This is a genomic window from Bacillus sp. ISL-51 (assembly GCF_018613535.1).
Taxonomy (GTDB): Bacteria; Bacillota; Bacilli; order Bacillales; family Bacillaceae; genus Bacillus.
In genome coordinates, this window is the sequence record NZ_JAGGQB010000006.1 from 260,944 (window position 1) to 277,331 (window position 16,388).

A 16,388-nucleotide genomic window follows, 5' to 3' on the forward strand; every position below is an offset into this window, starting at 1 on the left:
AATTGACTGGGGTGTTCATAATGAAAATATCGACAAAGGGAAGATACGGGCTCACCATTATGATTGAATTGGCGAAAAAGCACGGAGACGGCCCGACTTCGCTCAAAAGCATTGCCCAAACAAACAGCCTTTCGGAGCATTACTTAGAACAGCTTGTATCACCGCTCAGAAACGCAGGACTCGTAAAAAGCATCAGAGGCGCTTACGGCGGCTATGTGCTCGGCGGCCAGCCTGAGGAGATAACGGCCGGAGACATTATCAGGGTGCTGGAAGGGCCGATCAGTCCGGTGGAAGTGCTCGAGGATGAAGAGCCTGCCAAACGGGAGTTATGGATCCGCATCCGCGATGCCGTAAAAGATGTGCTGGACAGCACAACGTTAGAAGACCTTGCGAGCTACACAGACGGCGAGCAGGAAGCCTACATGTTCTATATTTAAATCAGAGGTGTAAAAACAATGGAACGGATTTATTTAGATCATGCCGCGACATCTCCAATGGATGAGCGTGTGCTGGAAAAAATGAAACCGCTCTTCTTCGGCAGTTTCGGCAATCCGTCAAGCATTCATTCCTTCGGGAGAGAATCACGCAAATGGGTAGACGAAGCGAGAGCGGATATCGCACGGGAAATCGGCGCGAAAGAACAGGAAATCATTTTTACAAGCGGCGGCACGGAAGCTGATAATTTAGCCATCCTCGGAACCGCTGCTGCCCGGAAAGACAAAGGAAAGCATATCATTACGACGGCTATTGAGCATCATGCCGTTTTGCATGCCTGCGAAAAGCTGGAAGAAGACGGGTTTGAGGTGACATACCTGATCCCGGGCCCTTCAGGAAGGATCAGTGCAAATCAGGTGAAAGAAGCGCTTCGTGATGATACAATCCTTGTTACCGTCATGTATGGCAATAACGAAGTCGGAACGGTTCAGCCGATTGACGAAATCGGAGAGCTGTTAAGCGGACATCAAGCCTATTTTCACACAGATGCCGTTCAGGCGTTCGGTTATCTGCCGATTGACGTGAATAAAAGCCGAATTGACTTGCTGTCTGTTTCCGGTCATAAGCTAAACGGACCAAAAGGGACAGGCTTTTTATATGTAAATCAAGAGGTGAAGCTGTCACCGATGCTTCTTGGCGGAGAGCAGGAAAGAAAGCGGCGCGCAGGTACGGAAAATGTACCGGGCATCGCCGGGTTAAAGGAAGCGGTCGTTCTTTCAAACCGTGAGCGGGAAGAAAAAACCGCACTGTTTAAGGATTTTAAGAACATCATTATCAGCACGCTGGAAAAAGCCGGCGTCAAGGCAGAGGTGAATGGAGATGCCGAGAACAGCCTGCCTCACATTTTAAATCTTTATTTTCCGGGTGTGCCGGTGGAAGCGCTGCTGGTCAATCTTGACATGGAAGGCGTTGCCGTATCAAGCGGGTCTGCGTGTACCGCGGGATCCGTTCTTCCGTCCCACGTGCTTACGGGCATGTTCGGAAGTGAGAGCGGCAGGCTGACCTCGTCAATCCGCCTCAGCTTCGGCCTCGGCAATACGGCGGAACAAATCGAAACAGCCGCCGAAAAGCTTGCCGCCGTTGTCAAACGGCTTGCTTAAAAAAGCGGACTTACGTTTTTAATGGAGTGAATGCAAATGGAAAAACGGCCGGAGGATACTAGAGTCGTTGTCGGAATGTCAGGCGGCGTCGACTCTTCCGTGGCAGCCCTTTTGTTAAAAGAGCAGGGCTACGATGTAATCGGGATATTTATGAAAAACTGGGACGATACGGATGAGAACGGTTTTTGCACGGCGACGGAAGATTACGAAGATGTCATCCGTGTCTGCAACCAAATCGGGATTCCGTATTATGCCGTCAATTTTGAAAAACAATATTGGGAAAAGGTGTTTCAATATTTCCTGGATGAATATAAAGCCGGAAGAACCCCAAATCCGGATGTCATGTGCAACAAAGAAATTAAGTTTAAGGCTTTCTTAGAGCATGCTTTATCACTCGGCGCGGATTATCTCGCCACAGGCCATTATGCGCGGGTTGACAGAAGCGGGGATTCAGTACGCATGCTCCGCGGCCTTGATGAGAATAAAGATCAAACCTACTTTTTAAATCAGCTCAGCCAAGAGCAGCTCAGTAAAGTGATGTTCCCGATCGGTGATCTGCAAAAGAGCCGCGTCCGGGAAATCGCCAAAGAAGCAGAACTTGCGACGGCAGCGAAAAAAGACAGCACGGGCATCTGCTTTATCGGCGAACGCAACTTCAAAACGTTTCTCAGCCAATATCTCCCTGCTCAGCCGGGCAATATGATGACGATGGACGGAGAAGTGAAGGGGCGCCATGACGGCCTGATGTATTATACGATCGGCCAGCGGCACGGCCTCGGAATCGGCGGCAGCGGCGAGCCGTGGTTTGCGGTCGGAAAAGATCTTGAAAAAAATATTCTTTACGTTGATCAAGGGTTCCATAATCCGCTTTTGTATTCTGATAAGATTACAGCGACAAATGTCAGCTGGACGCGTCCCGGCATAATGGACGGAAGTGAAATAAGCTGCACGGCGAAATTCCGCTACCGTCAGGAAGATCACAAAGTTACCGTGAAAATGACGGGCGCAGATGAAGCGGAAATCGTGTTTGACGGGCAGGTTCGCGCCGTGACGCCGGGACAAGCCGTCGTCTTTTATGACGGTGAAGAGTGCCTTGGAGGCGGAACGATTGACGATGTCTATAAAGACGGAACGAAATTGTGGTACGTATAACACATGTAAAAAAACCTCAACTCGCATGTTGGGGTTTTTTAGCGAAAGGAAGATGGGGAATGGATTATAATAAAATCGGAATTGACGCCATGCAGGAAGGCGATTACGAAAAAGCGGCCGAAGCCTTTACAAAGGCTATCGAAGAAAATGCCCAAGATGCGGTGCCGTACATTAACTTTGCGAACTTGCTTTCCTCTGTAAATGAATTGGAACGGGCGCTTAAATTTTATGACAAAGCGCTTGAACTGGACAGCTCAGCGGCAGCGGCATATTATGGAGCGGGAAATGTATATGTCATGAAAGAATCTTATCCGGAAGCGAAGGATATGTTTGAAAAAGCACTCCGTTCAGGTATGGAAAACGGCGACTTGTTTTATATGCTCGGCACCGTTCTCGTTAAATTAGAGCAGCCGAAGCTTGCGCTGCCCTATTTGCAGCGTGCTATTGAACTGAATGAAAATGACACGGAGGCCCGTTTCCAATTCGGAATGTGCCTGGCAAATGAAGAAATGCTTGATGAAGCGCTGGCGCAATTCAATGCAGTAATTGAGCAGGACCCAGATCACGCAGATGCGTTTTATAATGCGGGTGTCGCCTATGCGTATAAAGAAGATCGCGAAAAGGCGCTTCAGATGCTTGAACGCACGCTTGAAATACAGCCGGATCATATGCTCGCGCTTCATGCGAAACAGCTTATCGCCCAATCATAATCGAGAAGGAGGGAAGGCTCGTGGATCAGCTGAAAATGGAAGAAGAGCCGTTTGTAAAAGGCACCATTCATACTGTCATTTATCATAATGACACCAACCTGTACACGGTACTGAAAGTAAAAGTCGCCGAAACGTCTGAAGCGATTGAAGACAAGGTCGTATCCGTAACGGGCTACTTCCCTCTGCTGCAAGAAGAAGAGACCTACACGTTTTACGGAAAAACGGCAACGCATCCTAAGTTCGGCCTGCAATTTCAGGCAGAGCATTTTAAAAAAGAAATTCCGACCACAAAAGAAGGCATCATCCACTATTTATCAAGTGATCTGTTTGAGGGCATCGGTAAAAAAACGGCAGAAGAAATCGTCAAAAAGCTGGGAGACGGCGCACTGAATAAAATTCTGGCCGATGCTTCTGTTCTTTATGATGTGCCGAAAATGTCAAAAAAGAAAGCGGATAAGCTTGCAGGCGAGCTTCAGCGCCATCAGGGCTTGGAGCAGATTATGATTTCTCTGAACCAATACGGGTTCGGGCCGCAGCTGTCCATGAAAATTTATCAGGCTTACGAAACAGAGACGCTTGAAAAAATTCAGGAAAATCCCTATCAGCTTGTGAAGGATGTGGAAGGCATCGGCTTTGTAAAAGCGGATGAGCTGGGCGGAAAAATGGGGCTGTCCGGAAACCACCCTGAGCGGATTAAAGCGGCTATTTTATACACCATTGAATCGACGTGCCTTTCAGAGGGGCATACGTACATAGAAACAAAACAGCTTATCATCAACACACAAACGCTTTTAAATCAATCTTCCGACGGCGGGCGCGTGTCGGAAATGGACGCGGCCGAAGGCATCATCGCTTTAGGGGAGCATAAAGATATCGTGATAGAAGATGAACGCTGTTATTTCCCGTCCTTGTTTTACGCGGAGCAGAACGTTGCGAAGCGCGTGCTCGATATTGCGGGCCAAACTGAGTACGCTGATCAATTTCCCGAATCAGAATTTTTGCTGGCACTCGGTGAATTGGAAGAGCGCATGAAAGTTCAATACGCCCCGAGCCAAAAGGATGCGATTCAAAAGGCGCTCTCATCACCGATGCTGCTGCTGACCGGAGGACCCGGCACCGGAAAAACTACCGTAATCAGAGGAATTGTCGAATTATACAGCGAACTGCACGGTGTGTCGCTCGATCCGGCAGATTATAAAAAAGACGAAGCATTTCCGGTGCTGCTTGCCGCCCCGACGGGAAGAGCCGCAAAACGGATGAGCGAATCTACGGGTCTGCCGGCTGTCACGATTCACAGGCTGCTCGGCTGGAACGGGGCTGAAGGCTTTACTTATAATGAAGATCAGCCGATTGAGGGAAAACTGCTTATTATAGATGAAGCGAGTATGCTCGATATTTGGCTGGCGAACCATCTGTTTAAGGCGCTCCCCAAGCACATTCAGCTGATTATCGTCGGTGATGAAGACCAGCTTCCGTCTGTAGGGCCGGGCCAAGTGTTAAGAGATCTGTTGGCCTCGGAGGTGCTGCCGACGGTCCGCCTGACCGACATTTACCGACAGGCTGAAGGATCATCCATCGTTGAGCTCGCCCATGATATGAAAAAAGGAATGCTGCCTAAGGGACTGACGGCGCCGACAAAGGATCGCTCGTTTATCCGCTGCAATTCCTCGCAAATTAAAGAGGTTGTTGATAAGGTCGTCTCAAACGCGTTAAAGAAGGGATATACACCAAAGGATATCCAAGTTCTTGCGCCGATGTACAGGGGAAAAGCCGGAATTAACGAGCTCAACATACTTCTTCAAGACATTATGAATCCGCCGAAAGAAAAAAAGCGTGAACTGAAATTCGGAGATGTTGTCTACAGGACGGGAGATAAAATATTGCAGCTTGTCAATCAGCCGGAAAACAATGTGTTTAACGGTGACATCGGCGAAATCGTGTCCATCTTTTATGCCAAAGAAAATACGGAAAAAGAAGACATGGCGGTCGTTTCGTTTGACGGCAATGAAATCACTTTTACGAAAAAAGATTTCAGCCAATTTACACACGCCTATTGCTGTTCAATTCATAAGTCTCAAGGAAGCGAATTTCCGATTGTCGTCCTTCCGGTAGTCAAAGGCTATTACCGGATGCTCAGGAGAAATCTGCTGTATACAGCCATTACAAGGGCGAAAAAATTTCTGATTCTTTGCGGAGAGGAAGAAGCGCTTGAGTGGGGCGTCAAAAATAATGATGCAACCGTCAGGCAAACGTCGCTCAAAAACAGGCTGGCTCAGCAGACGGAAGAGATGGATGAAGAGCTGGCGGCATTGCAAAAAGAGCTGCCGTTCAGTGTATATGATGCAAATATCGGAATGGAAGGCATTACGCCGTTTGATTTTATGAAAGAAGAAGCGTGAACAAACCCGGCATGAACATGTGCCGGGTTTTTATTGTGGAAGTCATTTCAAAGTATGGTGCCCGGCTTCTTGGCAAAACCTATACGTGTTCAACAAAAGGTGGTTGATCACACTTTGAGAACATGCCATGCAGCTGAAGGACGCACTGTATATGCCGAACGCACTAGCCGTAATCTCGGGATGATATCGGATGTGTGTTTCTCTCTTGACGGACAGTTTCTCGGTTTTGTTCTTGAGCAGAAACGCCTGTTTCATTACCGCCATCTATTTTTGCAGGCCTCTGATATAAGTGATATGAACCAGCAAGCCGTTTTTGCCGTTACAGACCACCTGCAGCCTTTGCCGAAGAGCTGTTTCACCTTTGAACAGATTAAGATGCAGCCGGTGAAATCGCCTGAGGGTGAAATGATGGGGCTTATGGAAGATGTATACTTTTGTATGGACAAGGGCATAATCGTAGCATATGAACTCTCGGACGGCTTCTTTTCAGATCTGGCAGGCAAACGCCAAGTGCGGCGTGCAGCTGATACGCTTATCGAAATAGGGAAAGACGGCATCGTCCTGAACGGATAAGAGGTGTAGTCTGTGCTTATATGTCCAAACTGCAAAAGTAAAGATATTGGCAAAATCGGCGTAAATCAATATTATTGCTGGGGCTGTTTCATTGAACTGACGGTGGCAAAGGGCAAAATTGCGACACATCAAGTAGAGGAAGACGGCACGTTAAGCAGTCTTGATGATTTGTTTTCTGAAGATGAACGCAGTATCAATTTTTAGTTTTGAAAGGAGATACGCGCGATGGGTAAAACAATGACCTCTTTATTGGCTTTAGGAGCGGGAGCCATTATGTACCGCATGGCCTCTCAATCAGATATGATGAACAAAAAAGGCATGAAACGGATGAGACGACGTGTCATGAAAATGTTTTAATGTGAAAAAGGATACTTCTTTCAGGAGTATCCTTTTTACATCTGTCTGGCTTCAAGCCGTCTGGCAGCAAGTGAAAGGCTGTAATTGACCGCAAAGTACATAAAGGCCGCCAGCAGAAATATCGGGAAGAAATAACCGCCGTCTGCGCTTTGTTCGTTTAATATCTGTGCATTATGAACCAATTCGGGAAGAGCGATGACGACCGCGAGAGACGTATCCTTTAACAAAGAGATAAATTGGCTCACAATCGGCGGGACCATGCGGCGGAGCGCCTGCGGCATCACGACGAGAAAGAGCGTTTGCGTATAGGTCAGGCCTGATGAGCGAGCCGCTTCAATCTGTCCTTTATCAACGGATTGCAAACCGCTTCTGATAATTTCTGACAGCATGGCCGATTCGAATATGGTCAGAGCGGTGATGGCAGCCGCTGTAATCTCCAGTTTCATCCCGATTTCCGGCAGGGCAAAAAACGTGAAGAAAATGATTAATAACAGCGGCAGATTTCGAATTGTTTCAACGGCTGCCGCAATAACGCGGGAGACAATCGGAATTTTCGCATAGCGCAAAGTGCCGGCGACAAGCCCGAAAATAAAACTGAGTATAATTGAAATAAAAGCAACATAAAGCGTAATCAAAAATCCGTTCCATAAAAACAGCAGATGGTCCGGCGTATAGGCGCCGATGAAGTCCACGGCTCTCACTCTCCTTCGTTAATAACTTTTTCCGAGGCGTTTTTCTAAATAATGAACACCGAGGCTGAGCGGTATCGTTAAAATTAAATAAAAGAGCGCTGCAAAGATGTACACATCAAATACAACGAGTGTGCTGGAGGAAACGAGATCCGCCTGATACATTAAATCCAATCCCGCCACCACCCCGAGTATAGAGGAGTTCTTTACAAGGTTTAAAAACTGATTTCCGAGCGGCGGAATTACGATTTTAATCGCCTGAGGAAGGATGATGTGTCTCATCGCCTGGCCGTATGTAAAGCCAGAGGATCTGGCCGCTTCCATTTGTCCTTTGGCGACGGTCTGAATCCCGGCCCTGATTGCTTCTGCGATAAAAGCGGACGTATATATGGTCAGCGCGATCGTTCCCGCCTGGAAGCCGTCAAGCCGCAGCCCGGCGTTCGGCAGGCCGAAATAGAAAACAAACGTAATTAAGAGGAGGGGAATATTTCGGATGAATTCCACATACGCTGTTCCGACCCATTGAAATGGTTTAAAAGCCGTCATTCTCATAACGGCAATCAGAACGCCCAGCAAAAAACTGCCGGCGAGTGCGATCAGGCTTGCGAGCAGCGTGTGGAAAAAACCGTCCAGATACATATCGAAGTTATCGGCTAAAATAGAAATATTCACGCTTTTTCACTCCTTATAAAATGGGGATGAGCATATCTGCTCATCCCGCGGATGGTTCTATTTCGCTGGGTCTTCTTTTATCCATTTTTTATAGATTTCGTCATATCTTCCGTCAGACTTCATTTTTTTCAAAGAGGCGTTGATCTCCTTTACGAGGCCGGATTGGCCTTTTTTTACGGCGATTCCGTACGGCTCATCGGTAAAAGTGCCGCCTGTCAGCTGGTAGTTTTTATTTTCATCAGCCATGCCGTATAAAATGGCGTTATCGGTTGTAAGGGCATCTCCCTGTCCTGATTTAAGCGCAGTGAAAGCTTCCGCGTAATTTTCAAATTCAAGCACTGTCGCATCAGGCGCTTTTTCCCTGATATTTTGTGAGGAAGTTGAGCCTTTTACCGCCAAAACCTTAGAGCCTTTACTGAGGTCAGCGGTGCTTTTCATTTTACTTCCTTTTTTGACGAGCAGGGATTGCCCGGCTTTAAAATAGACATCTGAGAAATCAACTTCTTTTTTGCGTTCATCCGTTATCGTCATTGTTGCGGCAATGGCATCGATATCGCCGTTTTGCAGCATCGGTATCCTCGTTTTGGATGTGACTTCTTTAAACTCTGCTTTCTTCTCATCGCCTAAAATATCCTTGGCGATTTGTTTGGCGATATCAATGTCGAAACCTTCAATATCTCCGGAGCTTGGGTTTTTCAGGCCGAATAATCTGGTGTCGGTTTTGACGCCGAAGACGATTTTGTCATTGTCTTTAATAGCGGCCAATGTATCTTTTTTGCTCCCCTTTGAATCTCCGCCCGTTTCCTTGCCTCCGCAAGCGGCTAACATGAAGACGGCCAAAAGTGAGATCAATCCGAAAGATAACCATTTTTTTGCACGTGACATTAAAGTTCCCCCGTTTCTTTATCAGTGATTTAATATACGGCTTAAGAATAAACGCGCTCTCTCCTCGCGAGGGCTGGCGTAAAACTCAGCCGGTGCAGCTTCTTCTAAGATTGACCCGCCGTCGATAAATACGATGCGGTCGGCGACTTCTTTGGCAAATCCCATTTCATGAGTGACGACAACCATTGTCATGCCTTCTTTTGCGAGAGTTTTTATCACATCCAGCACCTCTCCGATCATTTCGGGATCGAGCGCGGACGTCGGTTCATCAAACAGCATGACTTCAGGCTTCATCGCAAGTCCTCTGGCGATGGCCACGCGCTGCTGCTGCCCGCCTGAAAGCTGTGATGGATAAGCATCCGCTTTGTCCGGAATGCCGACTTTCTTCAAATAATATAAGGCAGTTTCTTTTGCTTCCTCTTTTGATTGGTTCAGCACTTTCATCGGTGCAAGCATAATATTTTGCAATACGGTTTTATGCGGATACAAATGAAAATGCTGAAACACCATACCGATATTGCGTCGGACTTTATTAATATCCGTTTTTTTGTCGTGGATGGCGGTGCCGTTTACCGTCAAGATGCCTTCGTCAATTGTTTCCAGCTGGTTAATGCAGCGGAGAAGCGTGCTTTTTCCTGAACCGGAAGGGCCGATGACAACCACTACCTCTCCCTTTTGAATGTGTAAATGAATGTTCTTCAGTACATGAAAATCTCCGTAGTGCTTATTTACATCCTGAAATGAGATCATCGCAATCCTCCTAAACAAAAATTTCAGACAAGTTGTGTCATATTTACTATCTTTATATGTTGATCATATTAACGTTACGGTGTATTATTCAGATTTTTTTGATTCACATTAAAATTTTTTGTAATTTCTGATAATTTATTCGATCAAGAGGTCTGCGTCATTAGGCTGACATTTACGAAGCGGGAATAATTCCTGCTTTCTGTCAAAAGATAAAGCAAGAGGTGAAACACAATGCTTCAAAAACCGCTGCAGCTCTTAATGTGGGTGGCAATATGTCTGCTTGTATTGTTAACAGTGTATGTCTTTTGTATGCTCGATATGTTATGGTCGCCCTTATGGCTTGTTATAAAATCTCTCTTTATTCCTATATTCATTGCAGTATTTATCGCTTATCTGCTGCTTCCGATTACTGAATGGCTTCACAAAAAAGGAATGCCTAGAACTTTAAGCCTGCTTTTGATTTATTGTCTGTTTTTCGGCGGGATCGGCTGGAGCGTTTATAAAGGGGTGCCCGTATTAATTGAACAGCTGACGGATTTGTCCGCGAGCATCCCGGACCTTGCTGAAAACTACAACCGCATGCTGCGGCATTTGCATAATCATACGGATCATTGGCCGGACGGCATGCATCACCGGATGGACAAAATGATTCAGCAGACGGAAGATTTTCTCGCCGGGACGATTGAAAGCACCGTCAGAAGCATTCGTTTTGTGCTTGATTATATTCTGATTGCGGCGACGATTCCTTTTCTCGTTTTCTATATGGTCAAAGACATTAACTTAATGAAAAAGACAGTCTGGTATTTGACCCCGAAGTCGTGGAGAAAAAGGGGCAGTGAGTTTTTGCGGGATGTCGATGATTCTCTCGGCGACTATATCCGCGGCCAGTTGCTCGTTTGTTTTTTGCTCGGACTTTTGGCCGGCGGTTCTTTTTGGCTGTTCGGTCTTCCTTATCCGCTCATTTTAGGCCTCATTATCGGAATTACTAACGTGATTCCGTATTTCGGCCCGTTTATCGGTGCGGTTCCGGCGCTGCTCCTTTCGCTGGCGCTGTCGGTTAAGGCTGTGATCGTCGTCATTGTCACCATCTTTATTCTGCAGTTTATAGAAGGCAATATCTTAAGCCCGCTCATTGTCGGCCGAAGTCTCAAAATGCATCCCGTCGTTATTATGCTTGCGCTTTTGGCAGGGGGAGAACTTGCTGGCATTCCCGGCATGATTCTCGCCGTCCCGGCAACAGCTGTGTTAAAGGTGATGGCCATTCACTTTTTGCGGATAAGGACGGAACATTGACATTCGGGCCTTGCTTGTCTATAATTTCGAGTAGAATACATACGAATCTCGAGTGACGGATACGAGTACGCCGAAGCCCTGTTTAAGAGAGAAGCTCCAATATGCTGAAAGGAGCTTTAACAGAAGAGCGGCAGAAGCTAATCCTGAGTGCAGTTAAAGGCTGCCGCAGTCCTGCGTTACGGGATGAAAGGTGACGGGCCGGCTGAGCCTGTAATCAGGGTGGTACCGCGAGACAGCTCTCGTCCCTGTGTGAACGCATAGTTTGCATAGGGAGAGGGCTTTTTTGCTGTCGCAAAAGAGAATTTCGGGTAGTGATAAGGAGGAATTTCGATGAAACACTTAACATCTGCTGAAGTGCGTCAAATGTTTTTAGATTTCTTTAAAGAAAAAGGCCATGCCGTAGAGCCGAGCGCCTCATTGGTGCCGCATGAAGATCCGTCTTTATTGTGGATCAACAGCGGCGTTGCGACGCTGAAAAAATACTTTGACGGCCGTGTCGTGCCGGAAAATCCAAGAATCGTAAACGCGCAAAAATCAATCCGCACAAATGACATTGAAAATGTGGGGAAAACAGCGCGCCACCATACTTTTTTTGAAATGCTCGGAAACTTTTCCATCGGGGATTACTTTAAAGAAGAAGCCATTACTTGGGCGTGGGAGTTTTTAACGAGCGAGAAATGGATCGGTTTTGACCAAGAGCTTTTATCCGTTACGGTGCACCCGGAGGATGAAGAAGCATATGACCTGTGGGCGAAAAAAATCGGCGTACCCGAAGAAAGAATCATCCGTCTGGAAGGGAATTTCTGGGATATCGGCGAGGGCCCGAGCGGACCTAATACAGAGATTTTCTATGACCGCGGCGAAAAATACGGCAATGATCCATCTGACCCTGAGTTGTATCCGGGCGGGGAAAATGACCGTTATCTTGAGGTGTGGAACTTAGTGTTCTCTGAGTTTAACCACAATCCGGACGGCACTTATACGCCGCTTCCGAAGAAAAATATTGATACGGGCATGGGGCTTGAACGGATGGTTTCTGTCATCCAAGACGTTCCGACCAACTTTGACACCGATTTGTTTATGCCGATTATAGAAGCAACAGAACGTATCTCTGAAGAAACATACGGCAAGGACGATGTGAAGGACACGGCATTTAAAGTCATTGCCGACCATATCAGAACAGTAGCCTTTGCGGTAAGCGACGGAGCGCTTCCTTCAAATGAAGGGCGCGGCTATGTACTGAGACGACTTTTGCGCCGCGCTGTGCGATATGCGAAAACAATCGGCATCAACCGTCCGTTTATGTATGAGCTTGTTCCGACTGTAGCTGACATTATGGCGGCCTTCTATCCGGAAGTAAAAGAAAAACAAGACTTTATCGCCAAAGTCATTAAAACGGAGGAAGAACGCTTCCATGAAACGCTGAATGAAGGGCTTGCCATTTTATCCGACGTCATGAAAAAAGAAAAAGAAAGCGGCAGCGGGATCATCTCAGGAAAAGATGTGTTCAAACTGTACGATACGTACGGCTTCCCGGTCGAATTGACAGAGGAATACGCAGAAGACGAACAAATGAAGGTTGACCACAAAGGCTTTGAAGAAGAAATGAACAAACAGCGCGAGCGCGCCAGAAACGCTCGTCAAGATGTCGGCAGCATGCAGGTGCAGGGCGGCGCATTGCGCGATATTACAGTTGAAAGCACATTTGTCGGATACGATCGTACAAAGGCTGAGGCCAAAGTAATCGAGCTTCTTCAGGACGGACAATTAATCGAAGAGGCGCATGAAGGGGATACGGTTCAGATTCTTCTTGATGAAACGCCTTTTTACGCCGAAAGCGGCGGACAAATAGGCGATAAGGGCGTGCTGAGAAGCGGGCAGGCCGTCGTGAAAATTAAAGACGTCAAAAAAGCGCCGAACGGCCAGCACGTGCACGAAGGCACAGTGGAAAGCGGAACTGTTCAAAAAGGCATCAGCGTTACGGCGGATGTTGAGGATCAAATGAGGAGCGGTGTTGTAAAAAACCATACGGCAACACACCTGCTTCACCAGGCGCTCAAAGATGTCCTCGGCACACACGTCAACCAAGCGGGTTCACTCGTAACGGAAAACCGGCTTCGCTTTGATTTCTCCCACTTCGGCCAAGTGACAAAAGAAGAACTTGAACGCATTGAAGTGATTGTGAACGAAAAAATCTGGGCAAGCATTCCTGTAGCGATTGATCTTAAACCGATCAGTGAAGCAAAGGAAATGGGCGCAATGGCTCTGTTCGGCGAGAAATACGGTGATATCGTACGCGTTGTTCAAGTCGGGGATTACAGCCTCGAACTTTGCGGCGGCTGCCATGTCAATAATACGGCTGAAATCGGCTTGTTTAAAATCGTATCTGAATCAGGAATCGGGGCCGGCACACGAAGAATCGAAGCCGTAACCGGAAAAGGCGCTTATCAGGAAATGAACAGCCAGCTTGACCTGCTTCATCAGGCAGCAGATGAATTAAAGGCAAACGTAAAAGACGTGCCGAAACGCATTCAATCTCTTCAAGCGGAGCTGAAAGAAGCGCAAAGAGAAAATGAATCACTCTTAAGCAAGCTCGGCAATGTGGAAGCGGGCGCCATTTTGTCTAAAGTAAAAGACATCGGCGGTGTGAAAGTGCTTGCTGAAAAAGTAAACGCCAAAGATATGAACCACCTGCGTACAATGGTGGATGAATTGAAGGCAAAACTCGGTTCTGCGGTTATTATCCTGGGAGCGGTGCAAAATGATAAGGTCAATCTTTCAGCAGGGGTAACAAAAGATCTGATCGAAAAAGGGCTTCATGCCGGCAAGATGGTCAAACAAGCAGCGGAAGTTTGCGGCGGAGGCGGCGGAGGCCGTCCGGACATGGCGCAGGCCGGAGGAAAGCAGCCTGAGAAATTGGAAGAGGCCCTCACTTCTGCAGAAGATTGGATAAAATCCGTTTTATAATCCTTTCAACTAGTGTAGAATGATGATAAGATGAGGACCTCAGGCTGAACTTTGCCTGCGAATTTGGGAAAGAGGTGCAAAGCGGTGAGCTCGTTTGATAAAACGATGAAATTTAATTTCTCCGATGATTCTGCTGAAACAAACGTCCAAGAAGTGCTGATTACGGTATATGACGCGCTTCAGGAAAAGGGGTACAATCCTATCAACCAGATTGTCGGATACTTGCTGTCAGGAGATCCTGCATACATTCCTAGGCATCGCGACGCCCGGAACTTAATTCGTAAATTGGAACGCGACGAATTAATTGAGGAATTGGTAAAATCCTATCTAGAACAGCATAAAGAGGCGTAAACAAACTCATGAGAATACTGGGACTTGATTTGGGAACGAAAACACTCGGCGTTGCTTTGAGCGATGAGATGGGCTGGACGGCCCAGGGCATCGAGACGATAAAAATAAACGAAGCGGAAGGAGAATACGGGCTTGCCCGTTTATCCGAGCTGATAAAGGACTATACTGTAGATAAAATCGTGCTCGGCTTTCCGAAAAACATGAACGGAACGATCGGCCCGAGAGGCGAAGCCAGCCAAACATTTGCGAAACTGCTTGAAACAACGTACAATGTTCCTGTTGTGCTGTGGGACGAGCGTCTGACGACGATGGCGGCTGAAAAAATGCTGATCGCGGCTGACGTCAGCAGGCAAAAACGAAAAAAAGTCATTGATAAAATGGCGGCTGTCATGATTCTTCAAGGATATTTGGACAGCCTAAACTAAAGCCAGAGGTGAAAAATAATGGAACACGGCGAAAAACACATTACGATTGTCGATGATCAAGGAAACGAACAGCTTTGTGAAGTGCTGTTTACATTTGAAAACGACGAATTTAACAAATCTTACGTACTTTACTATCCGATTGATGCTCAGGATGATGAAGAGATCGAAATTCACGCTTCAAGCTTCGAGCCGAATGAAAACGGAGAAGACGGCGAACTGATGCCGATCGAAACCGATGAAGAGTGGGAAATGATCGAAGAAACGCTGAATACGTTTTTAGCGGATGAAGACGAAGAATAAGCCGAAAGTAAAAGCCGGAGCCGATAAGTGCTCCGGCTTTTTTTGTTTGTAATAAATTGCCGAATGCACCCGAATCATGTAGTATAGGAGCTGTTGGGAGGAAATAACTTGTATGAATATCAATCAGCCTAAAAATTCAGTTCTGCAAAAAAACAAAAAAATGACTATAATACTGTCCTCCGTGATTGCTGTTCTCATCATCATCGGCGGTGCTTTTTTCTATGGAAAATCATTGCTTGCGCCAGTTGAAAAAGGCAGTAAAACGACAGTAAATATTAACATTCCGAGCGGATCATCGGTATCAGCTATAGCGGCTGTCCTTGAGGATAAGCATGTCATCAAAAGCAAGAAAGCGTTTCAGCTTTATGTAAAATATAAAGGGGCTTCCGGATTTCAGGCCGGTTACTACCACCTGAACAAAGGAATGGACGCGGATGCGATTATCAAAAAACTGACCGCAGGCTCAACGGGCTATGCGTTCCAAATCACCGTTCCGGAGGGAAAGCAGCTCACCCAAATAGCCGACGCGATCGCAAAGGAAACGTCATTTTCAAAACAACAAGTCATGGCTAAGCTTGATGACGAAACCTTCATAGCCAAATTGAAAAAACAATTTCCCGATACGATAACGGACGCACTTTCCAATAAGAAGCTGAAGCATCCGCTCGAAGGCTACCTGTATCCGGCTACATACCCGTTTAACGATCCGGATACATCCCTTGACGCGATTCTGACGGCTATGGTTCAGGAGACAAACACCCGCGTCGAAACGTACAAATCGGTGCTTGCGAAAAAGAAACTTTCCGTGCATAACGCACTTACGATGGCATCGCTCATTGAAGAGGAAGCAACGGCGAAAGCCGACCGCCATAAAATCGCAAGCGTATTTTACAACAGGCTTAAAGAAAAGATGCCGCTCCAAACCGACCCGACTGTTTTATATGCGGCGGGCAAACATAAAAGCCGTGTCTATTATAAAGATCTGAAAATCGATTCTCCGTACAACACGTACAAACATAAGGGCCTGCCGCCGGGGCCGATTGCCAATGCCGGCGATTTTTCATGGGAAGCAGCGCTTAACCCGGAAAAAACCGACTTCCTCTATTTCTTGGCAAAATCAAACGGTGAAGTTGTTTTTACGAAAACTTTAAAAGAACATAATAAGGCGAAGGAAAAGTATATTTCCAAAAAAGACAGCGAATAAAGGAGGGCAAAAGCTCTCCTTTTATTCCATTCTAAAAGGTTTTATGATAAAATATATCGGGTTGTT

The 16,388-nt window shown here is 46.7% G+C and carries 18 protein-coding genes; 14 read left to right on the plus strand and 4 right to left on the minus strand.

Annotated features, from left to right (window positions below; genetic code table 11):
- The first annotated feature begins 20 nt into the window (after positions 1–20).
- From cymR to J7E26_RS09960, 8 genes are all read left to right on the plus strand, one after another.
- Positions 21–437 carry a cysteine metabolism transcriptional regulator CymR gene (cymR, locus tag J7E26_RS09925; protein ID WP_003152730.1) on the plus strand — a complete coding sequence of 139 codons (417 nt, stop codon included), beginning with the start codon at positions 21–23 and terminating at the stop codon, positions 435–437.
- Positions 438–455: 18 nt separating this feature from the next.
- Positions 456–1,595, plus strand: coding sequence for a cysteine desulfurase family protein (locus J7E26_RS09930; RefSeq protein ID WP_214798184.1), 1,140 nt, complete (start codon positions 456–458; stop codon positions 1,593–1,595).
- Between the two features lie 36 nt (positions 1,596–1,631).
- Complete coding sequence (gene mnmA / locus J7E26_RS09935; protein WP_214798186.1) at positions 1,632–2,747, plus strand: tRNA 2-thiouridine(34) synthase MnmA; 1,116 nt, start codon at positions 1,632–1,634, stop codon at positions 2,745–2,747.
- 89 nt (positions 2,748–2,836) lie between these two features.
- A complete protein-coding gene (locus tag J7E26_RS09940; RefSeq protein WP_251034476.1) occupies positions 2,837–3,457 on the plus strand; it encodes a tetratricopeptide repeat protein in 621 nt (206 codons plus the stop codon).
- Positions 3,458–3,492: 35 nt separating this feature from the next.
- Entirely contained in the window at positions 3,493–5,856 is a 2,364-nt protein-coding gene (gene recD2 / locus J7E26_RS09945; RefSeq protein WP_214798938.1) for an SF1B family DNA helicase RecD2, read from the plus strand.
- 114 nt (positions 5,857–5,970) lie between these two features.
- On the plus strand, positions 5,971–6,429 hold the full coding sequence (locus tag J7E26_RS09950; protein ID WP_214798190.1) for a PRC-barrel domain-containing protein: 459 nt from the start codon (positions 5,971–5,973) through the stop codon (positions 6,427–6,429).
- Between the two features lie 12 nt (positions 6,430–6,441).
- The gene (locus J7E26_RS09955; RefSeq protein ID WP_003225893.1) at positions 6,442–6,633 is read left to right on the plus strand and encodes a hypothetical protein; all 192 of its coding nucleotides are present in this window, start codon (positions 6,442–6,444) and stop codon (positions 6,631–6,633) included.
- 21 nt (positions 6,634–6,654) lie between these two features.
- Positions 6,655–6,786 carry a YrzQ family protein gene (locus J7E26_RS09960; RefSeq protein WP_064485278.1) on the plus strand — a complete coding sequence of 44 codons (132 nt, stop codon included), beginning with the start codon at positions 6,655–6,657 and terminating at the stop codon, positions 6,784–6,786.
- Between the two features lie 35 nt (positions 6,787–6,821).
- Here the strand turns inward: J7E26_RS09960 and J7E26_RS09965 are convergent, their stop codons facing one another.
- From J7E26_RS09965 to J7E26_RS09980, 4 genes are read right to left on the minus strand one after another with little or no spacing between them, the layout of a single operon-like run.
- Positions 6,822–7,478, minus strand: coding sequence for an amino acid ABC transporter permease (locus J7E26_RS09965; protein ID WP_214798192.1), 657 nt, complete (start codon positions 7,476–7,478; stop codon positions 6,822–6,824).
- Between the two features lie 18 nt (positions 7,479–7,496).
- Complete coding sequence (locus tag J7E26_RS09970; RefSeq protein ID WP_214798194.1) at positions 7,497–8,147, minus strand: amino acid ABC transporter permease; 651 nt, start codon at positions 8,145–8,147, stop codon at positions 7,497–7,499.
- A 57-nt stretch (positions 8,148–8,204) separates the two neighbouring features.
- Entirely contained in the window at positions 8,205–9,032 is an 828-nt protein-coding gene (locus J7E26_RS09975) for a transporter substrate-binding domain-containing protein (RefSeq protein WP_214798196.1), read from the minus strand.
- Positions 9,033–9,053: 21 nt separating this feature from the next.
- Entirely contained in the window at positions 9,054–9,782 is a 729-nt protein-coding gene (locus tag J7E26_RS09980; RefSeq protein ID WP_214798198.1) for an amino acid ABC transporter ATP-binding protein, read from the minus strand.
- Positions 9,783–10,013: 231 nt separating this feature from the next.
- Between J7E26_RS09980 and J7E26_RS09985 the strand changes: the two genes are divergently transcribed.
- The 6 genes from J7E26_RS09985 (at position 10,014) to mltG (ending at position 16,322) form a co-directional block, all read left to right on the plus strand.
- Complete coding sequence (locus J7E26_RS09985; protein ID WP_214798200.1) at positions 10,014–11,075, plus strand: AI-2E family transporter; 1,062 nt, start codon at positions 10,014–10,016, stop codon at positions 11,073–11,075.
- Between the two features lie 330 nt (positions 11,076–11,405).
- Positions 11,406–14,042, plus strand: coding sequence for an alanine--tRNA ligase (gene alaS, locus J7E26_RS09990; protein WP_214798203.1), 2,637 nt, complete (start codon positions 11,406–11,408; stop codon positions 14,040–14,042).
- An 84-nt stretch (positions 14,043–14,126) separates the two neighbouring features.
- On the plus strand, positions 14,127–14,393 hold the full coding sequence (locus J7E26_RS09995; protein ID WP_214798205.1) for an IreB family regulatory phosphoprotein: 267 nt from the start codon (positions 14,127–14,129) through the stop codon (positions 14,391–14,393).
- 8 nt (positions 14,394–14,401) lie between these two features.
- Positions 14,402–14,818 carry a Holliday junction resolvase RuvX gene (gene ruvX, locus J7E26_RS10000; RefSeq protein WP_214798207.1) on the plus strand — a complete coding sequence of 139 codons (417 nt, stop codon included), beginning with the start codon at positions 14,402–14,404 and terminating at the stop codon, positions 14,816–14,818.
- 18 nt (positions 14,819–14,836) lie between these two features.
- Positions 14,837–15,118, plus strand: coding sequence for a DUF1292 domain-containing protein (locus J7E26_RS10005; RefSeq protein ID WP_214798209.1), 282 nt, complete (start codon positions 14,837–14,839; stop codon positions 15,116–15,118).
- A gap of 112 nt (positions 15,119–15,230) precedes the next feature.
- Positions 15,231–16,322, plus strand: coding sequence for an endolytic transglycosylase MltG (gene mltG / locus J7E26_RS10010; protein ID WP_214813306.1), 1,092 nt, complete (start codon positions 15,231–15,233; stop codon positions 16,320–16,322).
- Positions 16,323–16,388 lie beyond the last annotated feature (66 nt).

Excerpts from the sequence above, each read along its gene's own strand:
- J7E26_RS10005 (WP_214798209.1), top strand. The coding sequence starts at position 14,837 with ATGGAACACGGCGAAAAACACATTACGATTGTCGATGATCAAGGAAAC.
- alaS (WP_214798203.1), top strand. The coding sequence starts at position 11,406 with ATGAAACACTTAACATCTGCTGAAGTGCGTCAAATGTTTTTAGATTTC.
- J7E26_RS09980 (WP_214798198.1), bottom strand. The coding sequence starts at position 9,782 with ATGATCTCATTTCAGGATGTAAATAAGCACTACGGAGATTTTCATGTA.
- ruvX (WP_214798207.1), top strand. The coding sequence starts at position 14,402 with ATGAGAATACTGGGACTTGATTTGGGAACGAAAACACTCGGCGTTGCT.
- cymR (WP_003152730.1), top strand. The coding sequence starts at position 21 with ATGAAAATATCGACAAAGGGAAGATACGGGCTCACCATTATGATTGAA.
- J7E26_RS09985 (WP_214798200.1), top strand. The coding sequence starts at position 10,014 with ATGCTTCAAAAACCGCTGCAGCTCTTAATGTGGGTGGCAATATGTCTG.
- mltG (WP_214813306.1), top strand. The coding sequence starts at position 15,231 with ATGAATATCAATCAGCCTAAAAATTCAGTTCTGCAAAAAAACAAAAAA.
- mnmA (WP_214798186.1), top strand. The coding sequence starts at position 1,632 with ATGGAAAAACGGCCGGAGGATACTAGAGTCGTTGTCGGAATGTCAGGC.
- recD2 (WP_214798938.1), top strand. The coding sequence starts at position 3,493 with ATGGAAGAAGAGCCGTTTGTAAAAGGCACCATTCATACTGTCATTTAT.
- J7E26_RS09930 (WP_214798184.1), top strand. The coding sequence starts at position 456 with ATGGAACGGATTTATTTAGATCATGCCGCGACATCTCCAATGGATGAG.
- J7E26_RS09975 (WP_214798196.1), bottom strand. The coding sequence starts at position 9,032 with ATGTCACGTGCAAAAAAATGGTTATCTTTCGGATTGATCTCACTTTTG.
- J7E26_RS09960 (WP_064485278.1), top strand. The coding sequence starts at position 6,655 with ATGGGTAAAACAATGACCTCTTTATTGGCTTTAGGAGCGGGAGCCATT.
- J7E26_RS09940 (WP_251034476.1), top strand. The coding sequence starts at position 2,837 with ATGCAGGAAGGCGATTACGAAAAAGCGGCCGAAGCCTTTACAAAGGCT.